Genomic DNA, 19,589 nt, shown 5'->3' with positions numbered 1-19,589 from the left:
GCGCCGCGCGGGCGCTCAAAGCGGTTCCAGCGTCATCGGGACGCTGGGCGCGTTGTGGTCGTGCAGGACCTGCTTGCCCTCTTCGTCGCCGTGCACGGTCTCGCAGAAGAATTCGAAGCGGTGGCCGTCGGGGTCGGTGAAATACAGCCCGTAGCCCACCTTGTGGTCGGTGATCTTCACCACCTCCACGCCCTTGGCCAGCAACATGCCGTACAGGCGGCGCAGTTCGTCCACGTCGCCCTCGATCTCCAGGCCGTAGTGCTGCATGTTGACCGGGCCGCGGGCGGGCTCGCCTTCGGCCGCGCGGATCAGGGCGATGTCGTGGTGCTTGCGCCCGAAGGACAGGAACACCCATTGCTCGCCGCGCGCTGTCTCCTGCATGCCCAGCACGGATTCGTACCAGGGCGCCGAAGCGAAGGGGTCCCGCACAAACAGGGCCAGGTGGGTGCGCGCGATGCGCGGCCGGCGGTCTGCCGGCGCAAGCGTGGTATTCGTGGACATGGCGGTCTCGGGCTTGGGTATCAGTTGATGGACTGGGGATGCGCGGTCACGGGCGCGGCGTACGGCGTCCAGGCCACGGCGGTGATTTCGCTGAAATCGCGCCACTCCTTGAACCAGCTGCGGCCGCCGTCGGTAGAACGGAACAGATGGCCGTACTTGGTGCCGGCAAAGGCCAGCCGCGGATCGGCGGCGTGCACGCCGAAGGCCCAGAAGGTGGAATTGGGCGCGGTGTGCAGCAATGCCGGCTGCCAGTTGCGGCCCCGGTCGGACGAGCGGTAGATCTTGCTGCGGGTGCCGGGCGTGCCGTCGCCGATGGCCAACAGCAGCGCGTCGGGATCGTCGGGCAGCGCCTGCACGGTACGGGTGTAGTACATGCCATCGAAGCGCGACTTCGACGCCACGCCGTCCCAGCGCCGGCCGTCCTCGCTGAGGTAGACGGAGTTCACGGTCAGCACCATGGCGGTCTTGGGCGCGCTGGCCGTGGCCGGCAGCACCGCGACGCAATGGATGTCGGGGTTGGCAATGGCATCCGCATTGCCCTCCTCGTCCTGGCGCGACCAGCTATCGCCGCCATCGCGGCTGTGCCAAAGGCCCCCTTCCTCGACCCCGAACCAGACTTCGCGGCCGTCGTCCGGATCGACGCAGACCGACAGGATGCGCGGGCGGTTCACGCCACGGCAGAACTCGGGCAGTTCCGGCGACAGCCGCTGCCAACTGGCGCCGCCGTCCACCGAACGGAACATGGCGGCGCGCGACGGCGCGCCAGTGCCCGCGTACATGCGCCGCGGATCCTTCGGGTCGATGGCGATGGCCCAGACGGTCATGCCGTTCATCGGGCTGTCGACCCGGGTGAAATGCGCGCCGCCGTCGGTGCTGACGCACATGCCAACGTCAGCGCCGGCAAACACGCGGCGCGGGTCGGCCGGGTCCACGGCCAGGCTGCGCACCGTGCCGTCGAACTCGATCGCTTCCTTCAGCCCCAGGCGGTGCCAGGTGGCGCCGTCGTCCACGCTGCGCAGTATTCCTTGGCCGGCCGTGCCGACCAGTATCGTGCCTTGCATATCCAGACTCCCGAACAAGAATCAGCGGTTCAAAGAAAGATGCCGCGCGTGATGCCGCCGTCCACCCCCAGCGATTCGCCGGTAATGGCCCCTGCCCGCGGCGACGCCAGGAACAGCACCGCGTCGGCGATCTCCGCCGGCTGCAGCACCCGGCGTATGGGCGTGGCCTTGGCATAGTTGGCCTCGACCTGGGCAGCAGTCAGTCCCTGCTTGGCGGCTTCCTTTTCGTACAGTTCGTGGATGTGGGGCGTCTCGACCACGCCCGGATGGATCACATTGACCGTGATGCCATGCGGACCCAACTGGTCCGACAGGGTCTTGGTCATGTGGCAGATGGCCACGTTGCGCATGCCCGAGAGCTGCTTGCTGCCGCGCCCGGTCAGGCCGCCAATGTTGACGATGCGGCCAAAGCCGCCCTGGCGCATATGCGGCGCCGCGGCCTTGGCGCAGCGCATATAGCCCACCACCTTGATGTTGATGTCTTCCAGCAGGCCTTCGGGATCGGCCTCGTCGATCTCGCTGCGCACCAGGCCGCCGGGATGGGCGGCGCCGTTGACCAGGATGTCGATGCGGCCGAAGTGTTCGGCCACGCGCTGCATCATGGCGTTGACCTGGGCCGTGTCCGACACGTCGGCCGCCACGCCCAGCACTTCCACGCCCGTGGCCTTGGTGATTTCCGCCGCCACCTCGTCCAGCTGCGCCTGGCGGCGCGCCACGATGGCCACGCGCACGCCCTCGGCCGCCAGCGCTTCCGTCACCGCGCGCCCGATGCCCAGGCTGCCGCCCGTAACCACGGCGACTTTCCCCTTGAGTTGCAAGTCCATGCTTTGAAGCTCCTTATATATAGCGGCGCCTACAGCGCCATCTCGATCAGGACCGGTCCCGGCTGGCGCAGCGCCGACGCCAGCTGCGCGGCCAGTTCTTCCGAGGTGGTGGCGCGGCTGGCCTGCACCCCGTAGCTGGACGCAAGCCCGACCCAATCGATGCGCGGGCGGTCCAGCGACGTCAGCTCGGCGGCGCGTTCGCCCAGCACGGCATTGCCGCGGCGCAGCTCGTTGCGCAGGATGGCGTACTGGTGGTTGGCGGCGATCAGCACCGTGACCGGCAGGTTTTCATGCGCCAGCGACCACAGCGTCTGGATCGTGTATTGGGTGCTGCCGTCCGACAGCACGGCCACCACGCGGCGCTCCGGGCAGGCGATGGCCGCGCCCATGGCGACGGGCAGACCCTGGCCGATGGCGCCGCCGGTATTGGTCAGCACCGTGTGCGGCGCGGCGCCGGCGGACGCCGCGTACAGCGGATAACCGCAGGTGCCGCCCTCGACCGAGACGATGGCGTCATCCGGCAAGGCGCGCGCCACCACGGCGGCAATCGATTGCGGCGTCAAGGCGCCCGGGGCGGGTTCGGGGAGCGCCCCGGCGGCGGGCTCGAAAGCCGGCGCGCCCGCCAGCTCGGCCAGCGCTTCCAGGCGCGACGCGGCGTCCTGGCCGGGCGCCGCCAGTTCCAGCAGGCGCTCCGCCGGCACCAGCCGGCTGGGGTGGCCGGCATAGCCGAAGTAGGTCACCGGCGGCAGCGCCCCCACCAGCACCACCAGATCGGCCGCGTCCAGCGCGGCGCGCGCGGGTTCCGGGAAGTACGGCAGCCGGTCGAAGTCCGGCAGGCCCCGGCCGCGCTCCGATCTGGCGGGGAAAGTCTCGGCGTAAGCCTTGCCACCCAGCGCCGCGCACAGGCGGGCGGCGGCAATCTGCGCGCGGCGGCCCAGGCCGCTGGCCGGCCCGCCCCCGCCCAGCAGGAACAGCGGGTTTTGCGCCCGGCTCAGCCGCTGCCATGCGCTGGCGGCGTCGAAGGCCGCAGGTTCCGAAGCGGCCTCGACGGCAGCGACATCCGCGGGCTCGTCCACGACGCTTTCCGCCTGGAAGTCCGCCGGAAAGATCAGCGTCGCGCCCTGGCCGCCATCGGCCAGGCTGGCCCGCACGGCGGCGCGCGCCGCGCTGGCGGCGTCCTGGGCGGACGCGATGCGTTCCACCCAGCCCGATACCGGACGGGCCAGCGACTCGATGTCCGAGGTCAGCGGCGCGTCGCACTCCAAGTGCCAGCTGGCGTGGTCACCGATGATGTTGACGATGGGGGTACGGGCGCGGCGCGCGTTGTGCAGATTGGCGATGCCATTGGCGAATCCCGGCCCCAGATGCAGCAGGGTCGCGGCCGGCTTGCCGGTCAGGCGGCCATAGCCATCGGCCGCGCCGGTGCAGACGTTCTCCTGCAGGCCGACCATGCAGCGCATGCCGGGCACCTCCTCCATGGCCCGCACCAAGTCCAGCTCGGTCGTGCCGGGATTGGCGAAACAGACTTCCACGCCCTGCTTGCGCAAGGCCTCCAGCAAGACACTGGCTCCGCTCATGATTACCGCCTCCTTTTTTTGCTACTTTATCGTAATTTGATAAATGTGCAATTTCTTTTGGCGAATTGATGCCTGATAATTTATTAGAATTATCTATTTGATAGTTCTGCGCGGATCTTCTATACGCACGCATGCGCGCCGCGCGCGGCGCGGCGATTTGCCAATACGCGCCCCTTGGTGCACCCTCGCAGCACGTCAGCTTTCCCCACACCTCGCCCCCATGAACAGTCTTCGCCGCATGCTCGATGTCCTGGACCTCTTTCAGCCCGACCGGCCGGTCCTGGACGTCGACGCCATCTGCCAACTGCGCGGCTACGCGCCGGCCACCGCCTACCGCTACGTGCGCGAACTGTGCGCCTGCGGTTTGCTGGTGCGACTGCCCGCCGGCTATGCGCTGGGACCGCGCATCATCGCGCTGGACCTGCAGATGCGGGAATACGACCCCATGCTGACCGTGAGCCGCGACCTGATCGAGGAACTGTCCGGCCAGACCGGGCTGGACGTGCTGCTCAGCGCGCGCTATGACGACAAAGTGATCAACGTGCATCAGCAGCCGGGCCGCAATACCCAAGCCTTGAATTTCGGCCGCGGCCGCTTCATGCCGCTATTGCGCAGCGCGACCGCGCGCGTGATCCTGGCCAATCTGGGGCCGCGCCAGTTGCGGCGGGTGTACGACGAGCATGCGCAGTCGCCTGACATGCAGCGGCTGGGGCCCGACTGGAAAGCGTTTTCCCGCGCCATGCTGCAGGTGCGCAAGGCCGGCTACTGCGTATCGTCGGGGGAGCTGGATTCCGGCAAGACCGGCATCGCCGCGCCGATCTTCGATGAAGAAAATCATGTACTGGGCAGCATCACCATCATCGGCGCGCAGGACGCCTACGCGGCGTTCCGCGAGGACTATCTGGCCGGCCTGATACTCCGCGCCGCCACGGAAATCACGCGCCGCATCGCCCAGGCGCCGGCCAAGCTGCAACATGCGGCCTGATCCTCAACGCCATTCCCCAGTTCACGCATGACGCCCGCGATCCGCATCGGTCCCCTCGTCTTTCCCTCGGAACTGCTGGTCCTTATCGTTGCCGCCGCCATCGGGCTGCTCGCCGCCCGGCTGTTCACCCGCAAGCAGGCCGGCGCAACCTCCGCGCCGCCCGACACCGGCGCGGTGCTGTGGCGCGCGCTCATCATCGGCCTGATCGTCGCCCGGCTGGGTTTTGTGTGGCAGTACCCGGCGCACTTCCTGGAGAACCCTCTGCGCATCCTGGACCTGCGCGACGGAGGCTGGGCCGGCATGGCCGGGCTGGCCGCGGCCTGGCTTTATACGCTGTACGCAGCGCTGCGCCGCAAGGCGCCCCGGCCCGCCCTGCTGGGCGCGCTGACGCTGGCGAGCGTGGTCTGGATAGGCGGCGGACGCTGGCTCGCGCCCACGCCCCAGGCGCAACCCGAACTGGCCGAGCTGGTCCTGCATCAGTTGGACGGCGGGCCGGCCGGACTGGCGACCTATCAGGGCAAGCCCACCGTCATCAATCTGTGGGCGAGCTGGTGCCCGCCCTGCCGCCGCGAAATGCCCGCCTTCGCCGCGGCGCAGGCGGCGCATCCCGGCGTGAACTTCGTCTTCCTGAACCAGGCCGAAGCCCCGCCCGCCGTCACGGAGTTCCTGACGCAGCATGCGCCGTCATTGCGCAACGTGCTGCTGGATCCCGCAGGCGCGGCCTCGCGCCAGATGAGCAACCGGGGCCTGCCCGCCACACTGTTCCTGGATGCCCAGGGGCGGCTGGTGGACCTGCGCGTGGGCGAGCTGTCGGCCGCCTCGCTGGCCCAGCGCCTGGAGGCGATCCAGGAGCCGGCCAGCGGCGATTGAGGGAACACCCTTCAGGTTTGCGGCTCGGCCGGGACTCGGGCCCAGGGCAAAGCCTGCCCATCCATATCGCGTTCGAACAGTGACAAACGCTGGCCTGCCTGGACGGGAGATTCTTCCAGGCGCACAACCAGCACCGGTCCCGCAGGCAGCGCCCGGACCGTCGCGACTACCGTGGCAGGCGCGCCGTCCCTGGACGGCAACACGGTCCAGGCCTGCAGATCCGCATGTTCGACCGCAGCTGCCCGCGCCTGATCATGGCCGCAAGCCGGGCACCACAAGCGGGCGGGATAGACCAGATGGCCGCAGCTGCAACATTGGCTGACCTTGATGCTCATGCTTCCTCCCGGGCCAACACCGCGGCGTTGGCGCACATGCCGTAGCGCAACTGCACCATGCCGTAGCCGGTGGCTACGCCATGGCGCGCGCCGCGCACCTGCCGGTCGCCCGCCTGCCCCAGCAGTTGACGAGCCACCTCGACCAGGCCATGCATGCCGCCCGCCGTGCCGGCTTGCCCCGCGGACAACTGACCGCCCGCGGTATTGACCGGCAAGTCGCGGCTGGCCAGGCGGCGCGCGATGAAACCGGGCAGATCGTCCGCCCTCGCGAAGCCCAGATCGCACAGCTGCGCCAGCGCCATGGCGGGATAGTCGTCATAGACACTGACCACGTCCATCTGCTCCGGCCCCAGGCCTGCGCGCTGCCAGAGCGCAGGCGCAAAGTCGGCGATACCGGTCTGCAGCCCGTCTCCTTCCTGCTGGTCACCGTTATAGCGGGCATCGCTAGCCAGCAGCCTGACGCGGATTCCCGCCGGACGCGCGCTCAGCACCAGCGCGCAAGCGCCGCTGACCACCGGCACGCAATCCATGCGCCCCAAGGGAGGCGCGACCATGGGCGCCGCCAGGTACTGTTCCAGGCTCAAGGGCTGGCGATACGCGGCATTCGGATTCGCCGCCGCCCATTGCCGCTGCGCCACGCACAGCGCGCCATAGTCTTCCCGCGTGAGCCCGGTCTGCGCCATCTGCCGTTGCGTAAGCATGGCGAACAAGGGGTTCGGGCCCTCGCAGCCCAAGGGGCTGAGATAGTCGCGCGCGCTGCGGTTGTAGCCGCGCACCAGTCCGGCGAAATCGGCCCCGGTGAAATGGTCTCCCGCCACCAGCACGATCGTCTCGGCCTGCCCGGCTTCCAGCGCTAGCCAGGCCTGGCGCAACAGATTGATGGCGCTGGCGCCGCCCATCTCGTCCTGCATGCACCACTTGAGCCGCAGTCCCAACTGCCACGCCAGATCGATGGCGCGGTCCGGACGGAGCGTGAACGAGGCCACGCCCAATCCGTCCACGCGTTCTGGCGCCAACCCCGCGCTGCGCAGCGCCTGGGCGATCGCCTCGGCCATCAGGCCGGCCGTGCTGATCATGGGACCGGGATGGCGCAAGGCGGGCGTTTCACCCACGCCGACGATACCCGGACCGCAGGCCGCGCTCACGCCGACTCCTCGCGCGGCGGTTCGCGCGTCAGCAACAAGGTCAGCACGGTAACCGCGGCCATGCCCACCAGGAACCACGCCACGGGCGTCGCCGATTCATACTTGCGCAATAGCGCCATGGCGATCAACGGCGACAAGCCCCCGGCGAAAACAGAGGCCAGCTCATGCCCCAGCGCCAATCCCGTGTAGCGGACTTCCGCAGGGAACAGTTCGGCGAAGTACGCCGGCTGGGTCCCGATCATGGCGGCATGGCACACCGTGTTGCCCAGGAAAAACGCCAGGAAGATCCACATCGGCTCCTTGGTCTGCACCAGCCAGAAGAACGGAAAGGCCACCAGCACCAGGCCGGCCGAACCGATCAAGTACACCGTGCGCCGGCCGATCCGGTCGGACAGGTGGCCAAACCAGACCAGGGTCCCCAGTTCGATGAACATCGACACCAGCACGCCGCCCAGCATGACGTCGTTGGGTATGCCCAGAAACTTGCCATAGGCCAGCGCGAACGCCAGGAAGATGTACGAGCCGCCGTTCTCGGCCACGCGCAATCCCATCGCGGTAAAGACCTGGCGCGGATAGCGGCGGAACACCTCCACCGCCGGCATGCCGCGTTTGGCGGTCTTGGCGGCCTGCACGAATTCATCGCTTTCCGGGATGTGCTTGCGGATGTACAGGCCCACGCCGAAGATCAGCACGCTCAAGAGAAACGGCAGGCGCCAGCCCCAGCTCATGAACGCCTCCTGCGGCAGCTGCTGTGCCAGCATGAAGACACCCGATGACAGCACGAAGCCGCCCGCCACGCCCAATTGGCTGAAGGACGAGAAGTAGCCGCGGCGCTTGCCCCCGACGGCCTCACTGATCAACAGCACACCGCCGCCCCACTCACCGCCCGCGGCCGCGCCCTGCAGGATGCGCAACACCACCATGGCCACCGGCGCCCAGAAGCCCACTTGATCGTAGGTAGGCAGCAGCCCGATCAGGAACGTGGCCGCGCCCATCAGGCCCAGCGTCCACTCCAGCGCCAGCTTGCGGCCGTAGCGGTCGCCGATATGGCCGAAGATCACGCCGCCCAGCGGCCGCGCCAGGAATCCCACGGCAAAGCCCGCAAAGGCCCCCATGGTGCCCAGCAACGGATCGGTGCCCTTGGGAAAGAACAATTCGCCGAACACCAGCGCCGCCGCCGTGCCGTAGATGAAGAAGTCATACCATTCCATCGCGTTGCCCGCGACGGAGGCCATCACCACGCGCCGCGTGCGTTTTCTGCGCGCATCGTCGCCAGCGGCTGCCGCCGCCCCCTTGTATGCCATCGTCATTGCCGCCCCTTGTGTATTTGAATGGAACCGTGGCGCTCAGCGCGCCACGCGATAGCCGGCGGCGTCCCGGTCCCAGGCGTCGCCGGTGATGCCCTCATCCCGCAACTGGAACTTGCGGATCTTGCCGTTCTCGGTACGCGGCAGGTCGTCCAGCACGCGCAGATAGCGCGGCACGGCGAAATACGGCATGCGGGGCTGGCAGAAATCAAGCAGCGACTGAGGCGTGATAGCCTGCCCGGTCTTGTAGACCAGCGCGGCCATGACCTCGTCCTCGGCCAATTCCGAACGCACCGCATAGACCGCCACGGCGGCAACCGACGGATGCGCCAGCAGCACCTGCTCCACCTCGTACGAGGAAATGTTCTCGCCGCGCCGGCGGATCGCGTCCTTCATGCGGTCCAGGAACCGGAAGTAGCCGTCGGCCTCGCGAACCACGCGATCCCCTGTGTGGAACCAGAGGTTGCGCCATGCGTCCACCGTCTTGTCGTCCATGCCGAAATAGCCGGTGGCGATGGCGAACGGCATGCGTGCGCGCAGCAGCAGTTCGCCCGGCGTGCCGTCGGGCACTGCGGCGTCGTGCTCGTCGGCCGCCATCGCTTCGAATTCAGGCGCGGCGCGGCCCATGGTGCCTGGACGTTGTCCGGCCAGCGTGCCGCCCAGCGCGAAATTGGTTTCGGTGGAGCCGTAGCCTTCCAGCAGCGCGATGCCGGTACGCTCGGCGAACGCCGCGTGGAAGCGTTCGGGAACCCCTGGCGCCAGCGCAATCCGCGCGCGGTGGCGGCGTTCGGCCGCGGCGGGCGGCTGCGCCAGCAGCATGGGCACCATGGCGCCCAGCAAATAGGTCACCGTGGCGCCCGTGGCCTCGAGCCGTTCGAAATAGCGGCTGGCCGAAAAGCGTTCATCGCAAACGATGGTCGCGCCCGTGACCAGGGCCTGGAAGCAGGCGTTCAAGGCATTGGTGTGAAACAGCGGCAGGCTCGTGTAGAGCACATCGCTGTCGGTGATTTCCAGATTGCGCGCGGCGATCCTGCCCCACCAATAGAACTGCGCTTGCGGACAGCACACGCCCTTGGACAGGCCGGATGTGCCCGAGGTGTACAGGATGGCCAGGGTATCTCCCGGCCCGACGTCGGCCGCTGGCGGGAGCGGCGTGTCCGGGACAGGCGGCGGCGCGCTGGACGGGACCGGGAGCGCGTCGGCATTCCCATCCAGCAGCCAGATGCGGTTCAAGGCCAGGGACTGCGTGTCCAGTACCGCCAGCGCAGGACAGGACGCGGCGTCGGCCACCAGCAATCGGCAACCGCTATTGGCCAGGATGTGCTGCAACTGCATTCCGCGCGACGCCGTGTTGATGGGCACCACCACCGCGCCCAGCCAGCCGCAGCCCAACACGATGGACAGGAATTCATGCCGGTTGCCAGCCATCAAACCGACCCGGTCGCCCCTGGCGACGCCGGCCGCGGCCAGGCGCGCCGCCCACGCCGCCGCATGATCGGGCGCATCGCCATAACGCAGCGAGCCGCCCGGCGCCTGCACCCACGTCCGTTCGCCCCAACGGGCGCCCTGCTCCAGCAACAACGACGGCAGTGTCAACGCATGCATGGCGGTGCTTCCCCTGTGTTGCGGCCATCGGCAAGCGTTGCCCCAGCCCTTTGAAATTAGTCTAGGAATCAACTATTTATATGTCAAATTTATGGATATTATTTATCTTATAAATCAGGCTGATATGAGAGGCATGCATGGACTTCGATCTGAACCTCATGAGGGTTTTCCTGACCGTGCTGCACGAGCGCAGTGTCACCCGGGCGGCGCAGCGCCTGAACCTGACGCAGCCCGCCGTGAGCTACGCGCTGGCGCGCCTGCGGGAAAAATTCGACGATCCCTTGTTCGCCCGCACCGCGTCCGGCATGCAGCCCACGCCGGTGGCGTTTGCCCTGGCCGAACCCATCGAACGCGGCATGAACAGCTTCGCCGAAGCCGTGAGCCTGCGGCAGCGCTTCGAGCCGGCCAGCAGCACCCGGCGCTTCCGCCTGTCCATGTCCGATATCGGCGAAATGGTGTTCCTGCCGTCACTGATGGAACGCATCCACGCCTTGGCGCCGCGCCTGCAAGTCGAGGTATTGGAGATTCCATTGGAACGGCTGCCGCAGGCGCTCAAGGAAGGCGAGGTCGATCTCGCCATCGGCAACCTGGCCGGGCTGGGCAGCGAAACCTGCCATGCCGAACTGTTCAGCGAACGCTACACCTGCATGGGCCGGCGCGGCCATCCGGTTTTGTCGGCCGGCCTGACGCGCAGCCAGTTCAAGCGGCTGGACCACATCCTGGTGGCCTCGCGCGCCAGCGCCCACCGCTTGCTGGACGACGTGCTGAGCGAGGCCGGGCTGCCGCGCCGGCCGTATCTGACCTTGCCGCATTTTTCAGCGGCGGCCGAGATCGTGCGACGCACCGATCTCACCATGACCCTGCCCCTGCGAGCCGCGATCTGGTTCAACCGGGACGACGCCTTTCAGATACGTCCATTGCCCATCGCCCTGCCGCCGCTGTCCGTGACCGTGCATTGGCACGCGCGCTTCGAAAGCGACCCCGGCACGGTCTGGCTGCGCCGCCTGGTGGTGGAGACGCTGGCGGACCCTGCGTGAGCCAGAGCGGACCACGCAGGCTCTTACCGCCGCACTACCTCATCGCGGCCAGCATCAGGTCCAGGTTCTGCACCGCCGCGCCCGACGCGCCCTTGCCCAGGTTGTCGAACACCGCCGTCAGCAGCACCTGCCCTTCCCTGGCATTGCCATAGACCGCCAGGCGCAGATCGTTGGTGCCATTCAAGGCCTGTGGATCCAGGTGGGAATGGGCGGCCGCCTCCTGCGGCGCCACCACCTGCATGTGCCGCGCGCCCTCGTAATGCTGTTGCAGGCAGGCGTGCAGGCGCTGCATGTCCACGCCCTCAGGCAGCAGGCGCAACTGCAGCGGCACCGTCAGCACGATGCCCTGGCGATAGGCGCCGTAGGCCGGCACGAACACCGGCCGCTGCGTCAGGCCGGCATGGCGTTCGATTTCCGGCGTGTGCTTGTGCGCCAGGCCCAGCCCATAGAGCTGGAACGCCGGTCCGCCGCTGCCATCCGCGGCCTCGTAGGCGTCCACCGCGGCGCGGCCGCCGCCTGAGTAGCCCGACACAGCGTGGATCACCACGGGATAGTCGGCCGGCACCAGCCCCGCCCGCAGCAACGGACCCAGCAAGGCAATCGCGCCCGTGGGATAGCAGCCGGGATTGCTCACGCGCCGGGCGTCGGCAATCAGCCCGGCCTGCTCCGCATTCATTTCCGGGAAACCGTAGACCCAGCCTGCCGTCGTGCGGTGGGCGGAACTGGCGTCTATCACCCGGACTGCGGGATTGACGATGGAAGCGGCGGCCTGCCGGGCGGGTTCGTCGGGCAGGCACAGGATGGCGATGTCGCAGCCGTTGATGGCCTGCGCGCGGCGTTGCGGGTCCTTGCGTTCCGCCTCGGGCAGCGTCAGCAGCCGCAGGTCCGTGCGCCCATGAAGGCGTTCGTGGATCTGCAGGCCGGTGGTGCCCTGGTCGCCGTCGATGAAAACTAGAGGATGGGTCATGGCGCTTGCGTCCTGGATCAAAGGGGGCGCCGGAACGTTCCGGGCGCAGGACCTCATCATCGGTCCGGATCCTAGATAACAAAAGTCGAATATCATGACTGTCCAATTCAGCTTTCCTGAACGAGACCGTCATGCGTGAAATCAGCCTGGACCGCCTGCGCACCCTGGTCGCCATCGCCGACCTGGGCTCGTTCGCCGACGCGGCCCGCGCGCTGCACCTGGCGCCGCCCACCATCAGCCTGCACGTGGCCGACCTGGAGGCCCGCATCGGCGCGCCGCTGCTAACGCGCAAGCGCGGCCAGGTCCGGCCCACCTCCATTGGCGAAACCCTGCTGGAGCGCGCGCGCCGCCTGCTGGCCGACGCCGACCAAGCGCTGGATGACGTGCAGCGGCAGGTACAGGGGCTGGCCGGGCGCGTGCGGCTGGGCGCCTCCACCGGCGCCATCGCCCATCTGCTGCCGCAGGCCCTGGAAACGCTGGGGCGCAATCATCCCGGCATCGACGTGCAGGTGGCCGTGCTGACTTCCCAGGAGACCCTGTTGCGCCTGGCCGACGGCTCTCTGGATGTGGGCCTGGTGGCTCTGCCCCAGCCGCCGCTGGAAGGTCTGGTGCTGCGCCCGTGGCGGCGCGACCCGGTCATGGCCTTCCTGCCCGCAAGCTGGAAGGCGCCCGCGCGCCTGACGCCGGCCTGGCTGGCCGAACGGCCGCTGATCCTGAACGACGCCAGCACGCGGCTGTCGCGCCTGACGGGGGAATGGTTCGCCGCAGCAGGCCTGAATCCGCGCGCCCGCATCCAGCTGAACTACAACGACGCGATCAAGAGCCTGGTGGCCGCGGGCTACGGCGCCACCCTGCTGCCGCACGAAGCCACCGCGCCGCAGCCGGATCCGCGCATCGAAATGCGCCCGCTGCGGCCCGCACTATGGCGTCCGCTGGGCATCGCGCACCGCGCCGGGCAAGTGGAGCAAGCCACCCGGCACGTGCTGGACGTCTTGTGGGAACTGCGGGTCTCAGCGGCCCGCTGAAGGCGTGCGGCGGAAGTAGGCGTTGCGCTGGCTTTCCTCGCGCAGCCGGCGCGCGCGCGAGCGGAACAGGTCCTTGCGCCCCACGATGCCCACCAGCCGGCCGTTGGCCCGGTCCAGGATGGGCACGCGCCCCGCGCCGGTCAGCGCCATGCGGTCGGCGATCTGGCTGGCCAGCTCCTCGGGATGGCCGTACACCAGGTCGCGTCCTTGCAGGGCATCACCCAGCGTACGTCCGGTCTGCTCGTCGTCGATCGCCCAGGCCAGGGTGTCGGCGCGCGTGACCTCGCCCACCACCACGCCTTGCGCGTCCAGCACCGGGTAGCTGGTATGCACCGGCTGCGCCGTCGTGAAATGCGCGATGGCCTGCGCCACCGTCCAGTCGGCCGGCAGGGTCTCGACGGGAGTGGTCATGACCTGGCTGACGCGCAGCAGGTCGAATGGATCGACGCGGTACTCGCGGCTGATATGGTGGCCGCGCCGCGCGATTTTCTCGGTCAGGATGGATCGCTTCAGCAGCAGCACGGTGACCCCGTACGCGAACACGCAAGCCGCCAGCACCGGCAAGAGCGCACCCATGTCGCCGGTCAGCTCCACCGCGAACAAGGTCGCGGTCAGCGGCGCGCGCATGGTGCCGCCCATCATCGCGGCCATGCCCAGCAACGCCCAAAAGCCCGGATCGGCCTGCGGCAGCAGAGGCGTCGCCAGCGCGCCCAACGCACCGCCGAATATCAGCAGCGGCGCCAGCACCCCGCCCGAGGTCCCCGAGCCCAGCGCGACGGACCAGATGATGACCTTGACCGCCAACAGCAGCAACACGGCCTGGAACGCCAGATCGCCCGCCAGCAGATGGCGGATGTTGTCATAGCCCACGCCCAGCGCCGCCGGCTCGATCAGCCCGCCGATGCCGATGACCAGGCCGCCAAAGGCCGGCCACCACATCCAGTGCAGAGGCAGTTTTTCGAACAGGTCCTCGGCGGTGTAGACCATGGACGTCAGCACGCCCGACCCCAGGCCCGCCAGCACGCCTACGACGGCGCAGGCCAGCAGATGCGCGGGCGTGAACGACAGCGCGCCGGCGTAGGCGAAGATCGGTCCGGCATCCAGCACGAAGGCGCGCGTGGCCGCCGCCACCAACGCGGCCATGGCCACCGGCAGGAAGCTGCGCGGCTTCCATTCGAACAGCAGCAGCTCGACCGCCAGCAGCACCGCCGCCAGCGGCGTGGCAAAGATGGCCGTCATGCCCGCGGCGGCGCCGGCCACCAGCAGGGTCTTGCGCTCGCCGTCGTCCAGGTGGATGGTCTGCGCCAGCAGCGAGCCGATGGCGCCGCCCGTCATGATGATGGGGCCCTCGGCGCCAAACGGGCCGCCCGTGCCGATGGAGATGGCGGAAGACACCGGCTTCAACACCGCCACCTTGGGCTGGATGCGGCTCTTGCCGATCAGGATGGCCTCCATGGCTTCCGGAATGCCGTGGCCGCGGATCTTCTCTGAGCCATAGCGCGCCATCAGGCCAATGATGAGACAGCCCACGACGGGAATGGCGACCGAGGCCAGCCCCAACTGCCCCGTCGTAATCGGCATGTCCGCGAACGAGAACTGGTGGTGATAAGCCAGGTTGGTGCACAGCGCGATCAGGCGCAGCAAGGCCCAGGCCGCAGCCACGCTGGCCAGGCCGACCGGAATGGCCAGGCCCATGAGCAGAACCACGCGCTTGTCCGTGGTGAAGTCGCCCAGGCGCAGCGCGGCCCGGGCAGAGGAAGAAGTGGGAGGCATGTTCGAAGGGAGGAAGAATCTCGCAGGGATTTGCGAAATGTCATATATATCGTATCACGACATATATTAGAATCGGTCGGGTGAAACAGCCCCCGCCCCCTCCCCAGTTGACCGCCACGGACTACGAACTGCTGGCCGACTTCCGCTATGCGCTGCGCCGCTTTGCCGCCTTCAGCGAAAACGCCGCCGCCGGCCTGGACCTGATGCCGCAGCAGCATCAAGCCCTGCTCGCCATCAAAGGCACCCGCAAGAGCACGCCCAGCCGCCGCGGCCTGTACGTGGGAGAAATCGCCGAACGCCTGCTGATCCGTCCCCACACCGCCGCCGAACTGGTCGGCCGGCTGGCGCGCCTGGATCTGGTCAGCCGCGAAGCCGACCCCGAGGACGGCCGCCGCGTCGAAGTGGTGCTGACCGCCCGCGCCGAGCGCATGCTGGAAGACCTGTCGGCCTCGCACCTGGAAGAATTGCGCGCCATGCGCCCGCTGCTGACGCGCCTGCTGACCCGCATCGGCGACGAACCCGGCGACGCCTAAACCCCGCCCGGCTGCATAAGCTTATGCAGCGCCGCCAGTCCCCGCGTGATAAATTGTCGCCCCGCGACATATCGATGCGCGAGGAGATCGTTTTGGGTGTAGCAATAAAGCGCTGGCTGGGCTCGTTCGCGCCAGCGCCGGTGGGCGTCAACGGACGCGAGAAACTTTACGGCGTGCTGGGCGCGCTGCTCGGCCTGTTCTGCACGGAATGGGTGGGCCGGCACGCGCTGGGCGACGCCAGCCCCTGGTTCATCGCCCCCATGGGCGCCTCCGCGGTGCTGCTATTCGCCGCCCCCGCCAGCCCGCTCGCCCAGCCTTGGTCCATCATGGCCGGCAACCAGGTATCGGCCCTGATCGGCGTGTTCTGCGCCCAATTCATCCCCCTGCCTGGCGTGGCCGCCGCTGCGGCGGTGGCCCTGGCCATCGGCGCCATGTTCTCGCTGCGCTGCCTGCATCCGCCCAGCGGCGCGGTGGCGCTGACGGCCGTGCTGGGCGGCCCCACCGTCGCCAGCCTGGGCTACGGCTTCGCGCTGTGGCCGGTGGCGCTGAACTCCGCCATCCTGCTGTGCATCGCCGTGGCCTTCAATGGCGCGCTCAAGCGCAACTATCCGCGCCGCCACGCCGACCCAGCCGCGGGCCACAACACGCGCGACCTGGCGCCCAGCGCCCGCCTGGGCTTCAGCTTGGCCGACCTGGACGACGCGCTCACGCAGCGCGGCGAGCTGCTGGACATCAGCAAGGAAGACCTGGAAGAAATCGTGCTGGCCGCGGAAATGCGCGCCAGCGTGCGCCGCTTCGGCGACGTGCATTGCGCCGACATCATGTCGCGCGACGTGGTGACGGTGCAGGCCCAGGACCCGCTGGACTACGCCGTGCGCCTGTTCGACAAGCACCGCCTGCAGGCGCTGCCGGTACTGGATTCGGCCGGGCGCTACGCCGGCATGGTCAGCCAGGGCGATGTGCTTGCGCGCCGTAGCCGGTTGGCGGCCGTGGCCGCGGACGCGGACGCCGCGCCCGACCTGCTGGTGGCCGACTGCATGCGCAGCGAAGTCCCCTTCGCCACCCCCGGCCTGCCCGCCATCGAGCTGGCCCGCCCCATGTCGGACAGCCTGCATTGCGTGCCGGTGCTGGATGAAGCGCGCAACCTGGTCGGACTGGTGACGCAATCGGACCTGGTGGCCGCGCTCTACCAGATCGCGCTCGCGGCCAGTTCGCAGGCGCCGGACCCGCATGCCCAACGGCTGGCCGCGTAAGCGCCAGCCCTCCGTAGCCCTACGGATTCCTGCCCGCGCCGGCCGCAAGGCATAATTTCAGGCGTGAATCCCCTATCGCGCGCACGCGCCTTCTTCTGCTGGCTGGTCCTGTTCGCCCTCGGCGCCCTGTGGATCGGGCGGCAGGATTACGTCGACCAGTACGAGCGCTTCACCCAGAGCACCAGCGTGGCACAGCGCATGCTGAGCCAGAAGACGGTGCAGCATGAAGCCGTGCTGGCGACCCTGGCCGCCCTCTCCCATCCTCCGGCTCCCGAACGCCTGTATCCCAGCCTGCAACCTGCCATGCCGCAGTTGCTGGGGCTGGGCTACCTGCCTGGCGGCGCCTGGAGCGGCAGCGTGGCGGAACCTGCCGGCCTTGCAGCCGCCGTCGAACGCGCGCGCGGCCTGGCGCGCCCGGTGACGCTGCCGGTGGACAATGCCCGCTACTGGCTGGTGGCGCCTTCAGGCTGGAGCCTGCTGTTGGACGCCCGCCAACTGGTGCCCGCCGCCGACTTTCCTTCCGGGCTGGCCAACCTGACCCTGACCGTGGACCAGACGCCGCTACCGCTCCTGCACAAGCAGCCCGACGCCGGCGTCCTGGGCTGGCCGCTGGCCCTGCAAAAGCCGCTGGGCGCGGCCAGCCAACCCTTCCAGATGCGCAGCACGCGCAAGCTGACCCCGGGGGTATGGCCCTGGGCCACCTGGCTGGCATGGGGACTGGCCAGCGCGCTGCTGGTGGCCGGCGCCGCCGCCTGGCAGCGTTCTCGCGCCCAGGCCCGCCGCCAGCAGGAGCAACTGCGCCTGGGTGCCATGGCGCGCCTGAGCACGCTGGGCGAAATGGCCGCCGGCATCGCCCACGAACTGAACCAGCCGCTGACCGCCATCCTGGCCCAGACCCGCGCCGCCGAGCGCCTGCTGGACGACGAAGAAGAACGGCCGGCCGTGCGCCATGCGCTACTGGCAAGCGCCGAACAGGCCAAACGCGCCGCCGACATCATCAGCCGCATGCGCGCCCTGGTGCAGCCCAGTTCGCCCGCCCGCCGCGAAGCGCTGGATCCCGACGCGCTGGTGGCATCGCTGCGCTTCCTGCGCGAAGCCGAACTGGCCCGGCAGGGCATACGGCTGAGCTGGCACAACGCCAGTCCCGGCGTGCGCCCGCTGGGCGACCGCGTGGCCCTGGAGCAGATCCTGCATAACCTGGTGCAGAACGCCGCCGATGCCCTGGCTGGCGTTGTGGGTCCGCGCCAGATTTCACTGGCAGGCCGCGTCGAAGGCGACGACTACCTGTTCAGCGTCAGCGACACCGGCCCCGGCATCGCCGCCGACGCGCTGCCGCGCCTGTTCGCCCCCTTCTACACCACGCGGCCGCAAGGCATGGGCCTGGGACTGGCGCTGTGCGAAACGCTGGCCGGCTCCATGGACGGCCGCATCGCCGCGCGCAATCTCAGCCCGGCAGGCGCCTGCTTCACGGTAAGCCTGCCGCGCTCCGGCGCCGCCGCATGACTACTCAGGACATTCCCATGCTCGAACAATCCCCGCTGGTATATCTGGTCGACGACGACGACGCCGTGCGCGACGGCCTGGCGCTGCTCTTGCGCAGCGTCGGCCTGCGCAGCGAGGGTTACGGCGATCCGCTGGTCTTCCTGGCCCAGCTGCATCCGCAGGCCATCGGCTGCGTGGTGCTGGACATCCGCATGCCCGGCATCAGCGGCCTGGACGTGCTGAGCCGGCTGGCCGAACAATCGGACCTGCCGGTGGTCATGCTGACCGGTCACGCCAACGTGGACCTGTGCCGCCGCGCCTTCAAGGGCGGCGCCATGGAGTTCCTGCAAAAGCCGGTGGACGACGACGTCTTCCTCGACGCCGTGCAGGCCGCCGTGCGCACCCACATCGCCAGCCGCGAGAAGCTCGCGGTGACTCAGGCCGCGCAGGAGCGCCTGGACAAGTTGTCGGGGCGCGAGCGCGACGTGCTGGAACGCGTCGTCCAGGGCCTCAGCAACAAGGAGATCGCGCGCGAATTCGACTTGTCGCCGCGCACCGTCGAGACCTACCGCGCCAATGTCTTCGCCAAGCTGGAAGCGGAAAACCTGGCCGGGCTGATCCGCGAATACGCGGGGCTGCTGGGCTAACGCCCGCGCACGCTGCAAGCAGCCTTGCGCAGTCCGCCTCCGTAGCCCTACGGAGCCCCCAGCGTAGCCGACCGAATACCGCGGATCGGCCGCCATCCTTAAGCTGTCTGTTCCTGTCACCGACCCACTAAGGACACAGACATGTCGCCCAAACTCATCGCCTTCGCCACCCTGTTCGCCTGCGCCGGCGCCGCCAATGCCGCCGTGCTCACCGAAAGCAACCTGTCCATGGCCGACGCGCAGAAGCTGGCGACGGCCACCGTCGCCGCCTGCCAGGCCAAGGGCTACAACGTCAGCGCCTCGGTGGTGGACCGCGCGGGCCTGCTCAAGGCTTTCGCCCGATCGGACAATGCCGGCCCGCACACCATCGAAGCCAGCCGCGCCAAGGCCTTCACCGCCGCGTCGGCCAAGACCCCGACACTGACCATGCTGGAAAACGTGCAGAAGAACCCGGCCGCGGCCACCCTGACCGACATCCCGGGCTTCCTGGTGCTGGGCGGCGGCGTGCCCGTCAAGGCCGGCACCGCCGTGATCGGCGCCATCGGCGTGGCGGGCGCGCCCCGCGGCCCACCGTGAGCGGCAAGCGCCGGCACCCGGCCCCTCTACACATCTCACGCTGCCGCCGGCCCACATTCAGGGGTGGATCCCGGTGTGCGCGCGCC

The 19,589-nt window shown here is 68.9% G+C and carries 19 protein-coding genes; 9 read left to right on the top strand and 10 right to left on the bottom strand.

From position 1 onward, the window contains the following. Window positions 1–15 precede the first annotated feature (15 nt). Genes AC6LKD_RS10415 through AC6LKD_RS10400 form a run of 4 tightly spaced genes read right to left on the bottom strand, consistent with a single transcriptional unit; the run spans window position 16 to window position 3,963 of the window. Window positions 16–501 (bottom strand): VOC family protein, encoded by a 486-nt coding sequence (locus AC6LKD_RS10415; protein ID WP_013393684.1) that lies wholly within the window; start codon window positions 499–501, stop codon window positions 16–18. 20 nt (window positions 502–521) lie between these two features. Further along, window positions 522–1,562, bottom strand: a complete 1,041-nt coding sequence (locus AC6LKD_RS10410; RefSeq protein WP_498116115.1) for a WD40/YVTN/BNR-like repeat-containing protein — start codon at window positions 1,560–1,562, stop codon at window positions 522–524. A 29-nt stretch (window positions 1,563–1,591) separates the two neighbouring features. Then, window positions 1,592–2,386 carry an SDR family NAD(P)-dependent oxidoreductase gene (locus AC6LKD_RS10405; protein WP_498116114.1) on the bottom strand — a complete coding sequence of 265 codons (795 nt, stop codon included), beginning with the start codon at window positions 2,384–2,386 and terminating at the stop codon, window positions 1,592–1,594. A 29-nt stretch (window positions 2,387–2,415) separates the two neighbouring features. After that, window positions 2,416–3,963, bottom strand: a complete 1,548-nt coding sequence (locus AC6LKD_RS10400; protein ID WP_498116113.1) for an acetolactate synthase large subunit — start codon at window positions 3,961–3,963, stop codon at window positions 2,416–2,418. 238 nt (window positions 3,964–4,201) lie between these two features. Between AC6LKD_RS10400 and AC6LKD_RS10395 the strand changes: the two genes are divergently transcribed. Further along, the gene (locus AC6LKD_RS10395; RefSeq protein WP_207467844.1) at window positions 4,202–4,948 is read left to right on the top strand and encodes an IclR family transcriptional regulator; all 747 of its coding nucleotides are present in this window, start codon (window positions 4,202–4,204) and stop codon (window positions 4,946–4,948) included. Between the two features lie 27 nt (window positions 4,949–4,975). Then, window positions 4,976–5,818, top strand: a complete 843-nt coding sequence (locus tag AC6LKD_RS10390; RefSeq protein WP_498116112.1) for a prolipoprotein diacylglyceryl transferase family protein — start codon at window positions 4,976–4,978, stop codon at window positions 5,816–5,818. A gap of 11 nt (window positions 5,819–5,829) precedes the next feature. Here the strand turns inward: AC6LKD_RS10390 and AC6LKD_RS10385 are convergent, their stop codons facing one another. From AC6LKD_RS10385 to AC6LKD_RS10370, 4 genes are read right to left on the bottom strand one after another with little or no spacing between them, the layout of a single operon-like run. After that, window positions 5,830–6,153: a zinc ribbon domain-containing protein gene (locus AC6LKD_RS10385; RefSeq protein WP_498116111.1), complete on the bottom strand. Its 324-nt coding sequence runs from the start codon at window positions 6,151–6,153 to the stop codon at window positions 5,830–5,832. Next, a complete protein-coding gene (locus AC6LKD_RS10380) occupies window positions 6,150–7,298 on the bottom strand; it encodes a thiolase family protein (RefSeq protein ID WP_498116110.1) in 1,149 nt (382 codons plus the stop codon). Before AC6LKD_RS10380 ends, AC6LKD_RS10385 begins: the two co-directional genes overlap by 4 nt. Beyond that, entirely contained in the window at window positions 7,295–8,608 is a 1,314-nt protein-coding gene (locus AC6LKD_RS10375) for an MFS transporter (protein WP_207467785.1), read from the bottom strand. The genes AC6LKD_RS10380 and AC6LKD_RS10375 overlap by 4 nt, the downstream gene beginning before the upstream one ends. 36 nt (window positions 8,609–8,644) lie before the next feature. Then, window positions 8,645–10,267 (bottom strand): ATP-dependent acyl-CoA ligase, encoded by a 1,623-nt coding sequence (locus AC6LKD_RS10370; protein WP_498116177.1) that lies wholly within the window; start codon window positions 10,265–10,267, stop codon window positions 8,645–8,647. An 80-nt stretch (window positions 10,268–10,347) separates the two neighbouring features. Between AC6LKD_RS10370 and AC6LKD_RS10365 the strand changes: the two genes are divergently transcribed. After that, window positions 10,348–11,247, top strand: coding sequence for a LysR family transcriptional regulator (locus AC6LKD_RS10365; RefSeq protein WP_498116109.1), 900 nt, complete (start codon window positions 10,348–10,350; stop codon window positions 11,245–11,247). A gap of 34 nt (window positions 11,248–11,281) precedes the next feature. On the opposite strand, the gene argC is transcribed toward AC6LKD_RS10365, so the two are convergent. Next, complete coding sequence (gene argC, locus AC6LKD_RS10360; protein ID WP_498116108.1) at window positions 11,282–12,214, bottom strand: N-acetyl-gamma-glutamyl-phosphate reductase; 933 nt, start codon at window positions 12,212–12,214, stop codon at window positions 11,282–11,284. Between the two features lie 131 nt (window positions 12,215–12,345). Between argC and AC6LKD_RS10355 the strand changes: the two genes are divergently transcribed. Beyond that, a complete protein-coding gene (locus AC6LKD_RS10355) occupies window positions 12,346–13,239 on the top strand; it encodes a LysR family transcriptional regulator (RefSeq protein ID WP_498116107.1) in 894 nt (297 codons plus the stop codon). Here AC6LKD_RS10355 and AC6LKD_RS10350 read toward each other — a convergent pair. Then, a complete protein-coding gene (locus AC6LKD_RS10350) occupies window positions 13,225–15,012 on the bottom strand; it encodes a chloride channel protein (RefSeq protein ID WP_498116106.1) in 1,788 nt (595 codons plus the stop codon). The genes AC6LKD_RS10355 and AC6LKD_RS10350 overlap by 15 nt on opposite strands. Window positions 15,013–15,092: 80 nt before the next feature. Between AC6LKD_RS10350 and AC6LKD_RS10345 the strand changes: the two genes are divergently transcribed. The 5 genes from AC6LKD_RS10345 (at window position 15,093) to AC6LKD_RS10325 (ending at window position 19,503) form a co-directional block, all read left to right on the top strand. After that, window positions 15,093–15,545 (top strand): MarR family winged helix-turn-helix transcriptional regulator, encoded by a 453-nt coding sequence (locus AC6LKD_RS10345; protein ID WP_498116105.1) that lies wholly within the window; start codon window positions 15,093–15,095, stop codon window positions 15,543–15,545. 74 nt (window positions 15,546–15,619) lie between these two features. Next, a complete protein-coding gene (locus tag AC6LKD_RS10340; protein WP_498116104.1) occupies window positions 15,620–16,798 on the top strand; it encodes an HPP family protein in 1,179 nt (392 codons plus the stop codon). Window positions 16,799–16,861: 63 nt separating this feature from the next. Continuing rightward, complete coding sequence (locus AC6LKD_RS10335; RefSeq protein ID WP_498116103.1) at window positions 16,862–18,301, top strand: sensor histidine kinase; 1,440 nt, start codon at window positions 16,862–16,864, stop codon at window positions 18,299–18,301. A gap of 17 nt (window positions 18,302–18,318) precedes the next feature. Next, window positions 18,319–18,927: a response regulator transcription factor gene (locus tag AC6LKD_RS10330; protein ID WP_498116102.1), complete on the top strand. Its 609-nt coding sequence runs from the start codon at window positions 18,319–18,321 to the stop codon at window positions 18,925–18,927. Window positions 18,928–19,068: 141 nt separating this feature from the next. Continuing rightward, the gene (locus AC6LKD_RS10325; protein WP_498116101.1) at window positions 19,069–19,503 is read left to right on the top strand and encodes a GlcG/HbpS family heme-binding protein; all 435 of its coding nucleotides are present in this window, start codon (window positions 19,069–19,071) and stop codon (window positions 19,501–19,503) included. Window positions 19,504–19,589: the final 86 nt, after the last annotated feature.

This window comes from Achromobacter sp. D7-1, assembly GCF_059760445.1.
This window is presented reverse-complemented; position numbering and strand designations above follow the sequence as displayed.

Coding starts and splice junctions, on each gene's coding strand:
- AC6LKD_RS10375 (WP_207467785.1), bottom strand. CDS start 8,608: ATGACGATGGCATACAAGGGGGCGGCGGCAGCCGCTGGCGACGATGCG.
- argC (WP_498116108.1), bottom strand. CDS start 12,214: ATGACCCATCCTCTAGTTTTCATCGACGGCGACCAGGGCACCACCGGC.
- AC6LKD_RS10395 (WP_207467844.1), top strand. CDS start 4,202: ATGCTCGATGTCCTGGACCTCTTTCAGCCCGACCGGCCGGTCCTGGAC.
- AC6LKD_RS10405 (WP_498116114.1), bottom strand. CDS start 2,386: ATGGACTTGCAACTCAAGGGGAAAGTCGCCGTGGTTACGGGCGGCAGC.
- AC6LKD_RS10400 (WP_498116113.1), bottom strand. CDS start 3,963: ATGAGCGGAGCCAGTGTCTTGCTGGAGGCCTTGCGCAAGCAGGGCGTG.
- AC6LKD_RS10390 (WP_498116112.1), top strand. CDS start 4,976: ATGACGCCCGCGATCCGCATCGGTCCCCTCGTCTTTCCCTCGGAACTG.
- AC6LKD_RS10330 (WP_498116102.1), top strand. CDS start 18,319: ATGCTCGAACAATCCCCGCTGGTATATCTGGTCGACGACGACGACGCC.
- AC6LKD_RS10415 (WP_013393684.1), bottom strand. CDS start 501: ATGTCCACGAATACCACGCTTGCGCCGGCAGACCGCCGGCCGCGCATC.
- AC6LKD_RS10350 (WP_498116106.1), bottom strand. CDS start 15,012: ATGCCTCCCACTTCTTCCTCTGCCCGGGCCGCGCTGCGCCTGGGCGAC.
- AC6LKD_RS10410 (WP_498116115.1), bottom strand. CDS start 1,562: ATGCAAGGCACGATACTGGTCGGCACGGCCGGCCAAGGAATACTGCGC.
- AC6LKD_RS10355 (WP_498116107.1), top strand. CDS start 12,346: ATGCGTGAAATCAGCCTGGACCGCCTGCGCACCCTGGTCGCCATCGCC.
- AC6LKD_RS10385 (WP_498116111.1), bottom strand. CDS start 6,153: ATGAGCATCAAGGTCAGCCAATGTTGCAGCTGCGGCCATCTGGTCTAT.
- AC6LKD_RS10340 (WP_498116104.1), top strand. CDS start 15,620: ATGCGCGAGGAGATCGTTTTGGGTGTAGCAATAAAGCGCTGGCTGGGC.
- AC6LKD_RS10365 (WP_498116109.1), top strand. CDS start 10,348: ATGGACTTCGATCTGAACCTCATGAGGGTTTTCCTGACCGTGCTGCAC.
- AC6LKD_RS10325 (WP_498116101.1), top strand. CDS start 19,069: ATGTCGCCCAAACTCATCGCCTTCGCCACCCTGTTCGCCTGCGCCGGC.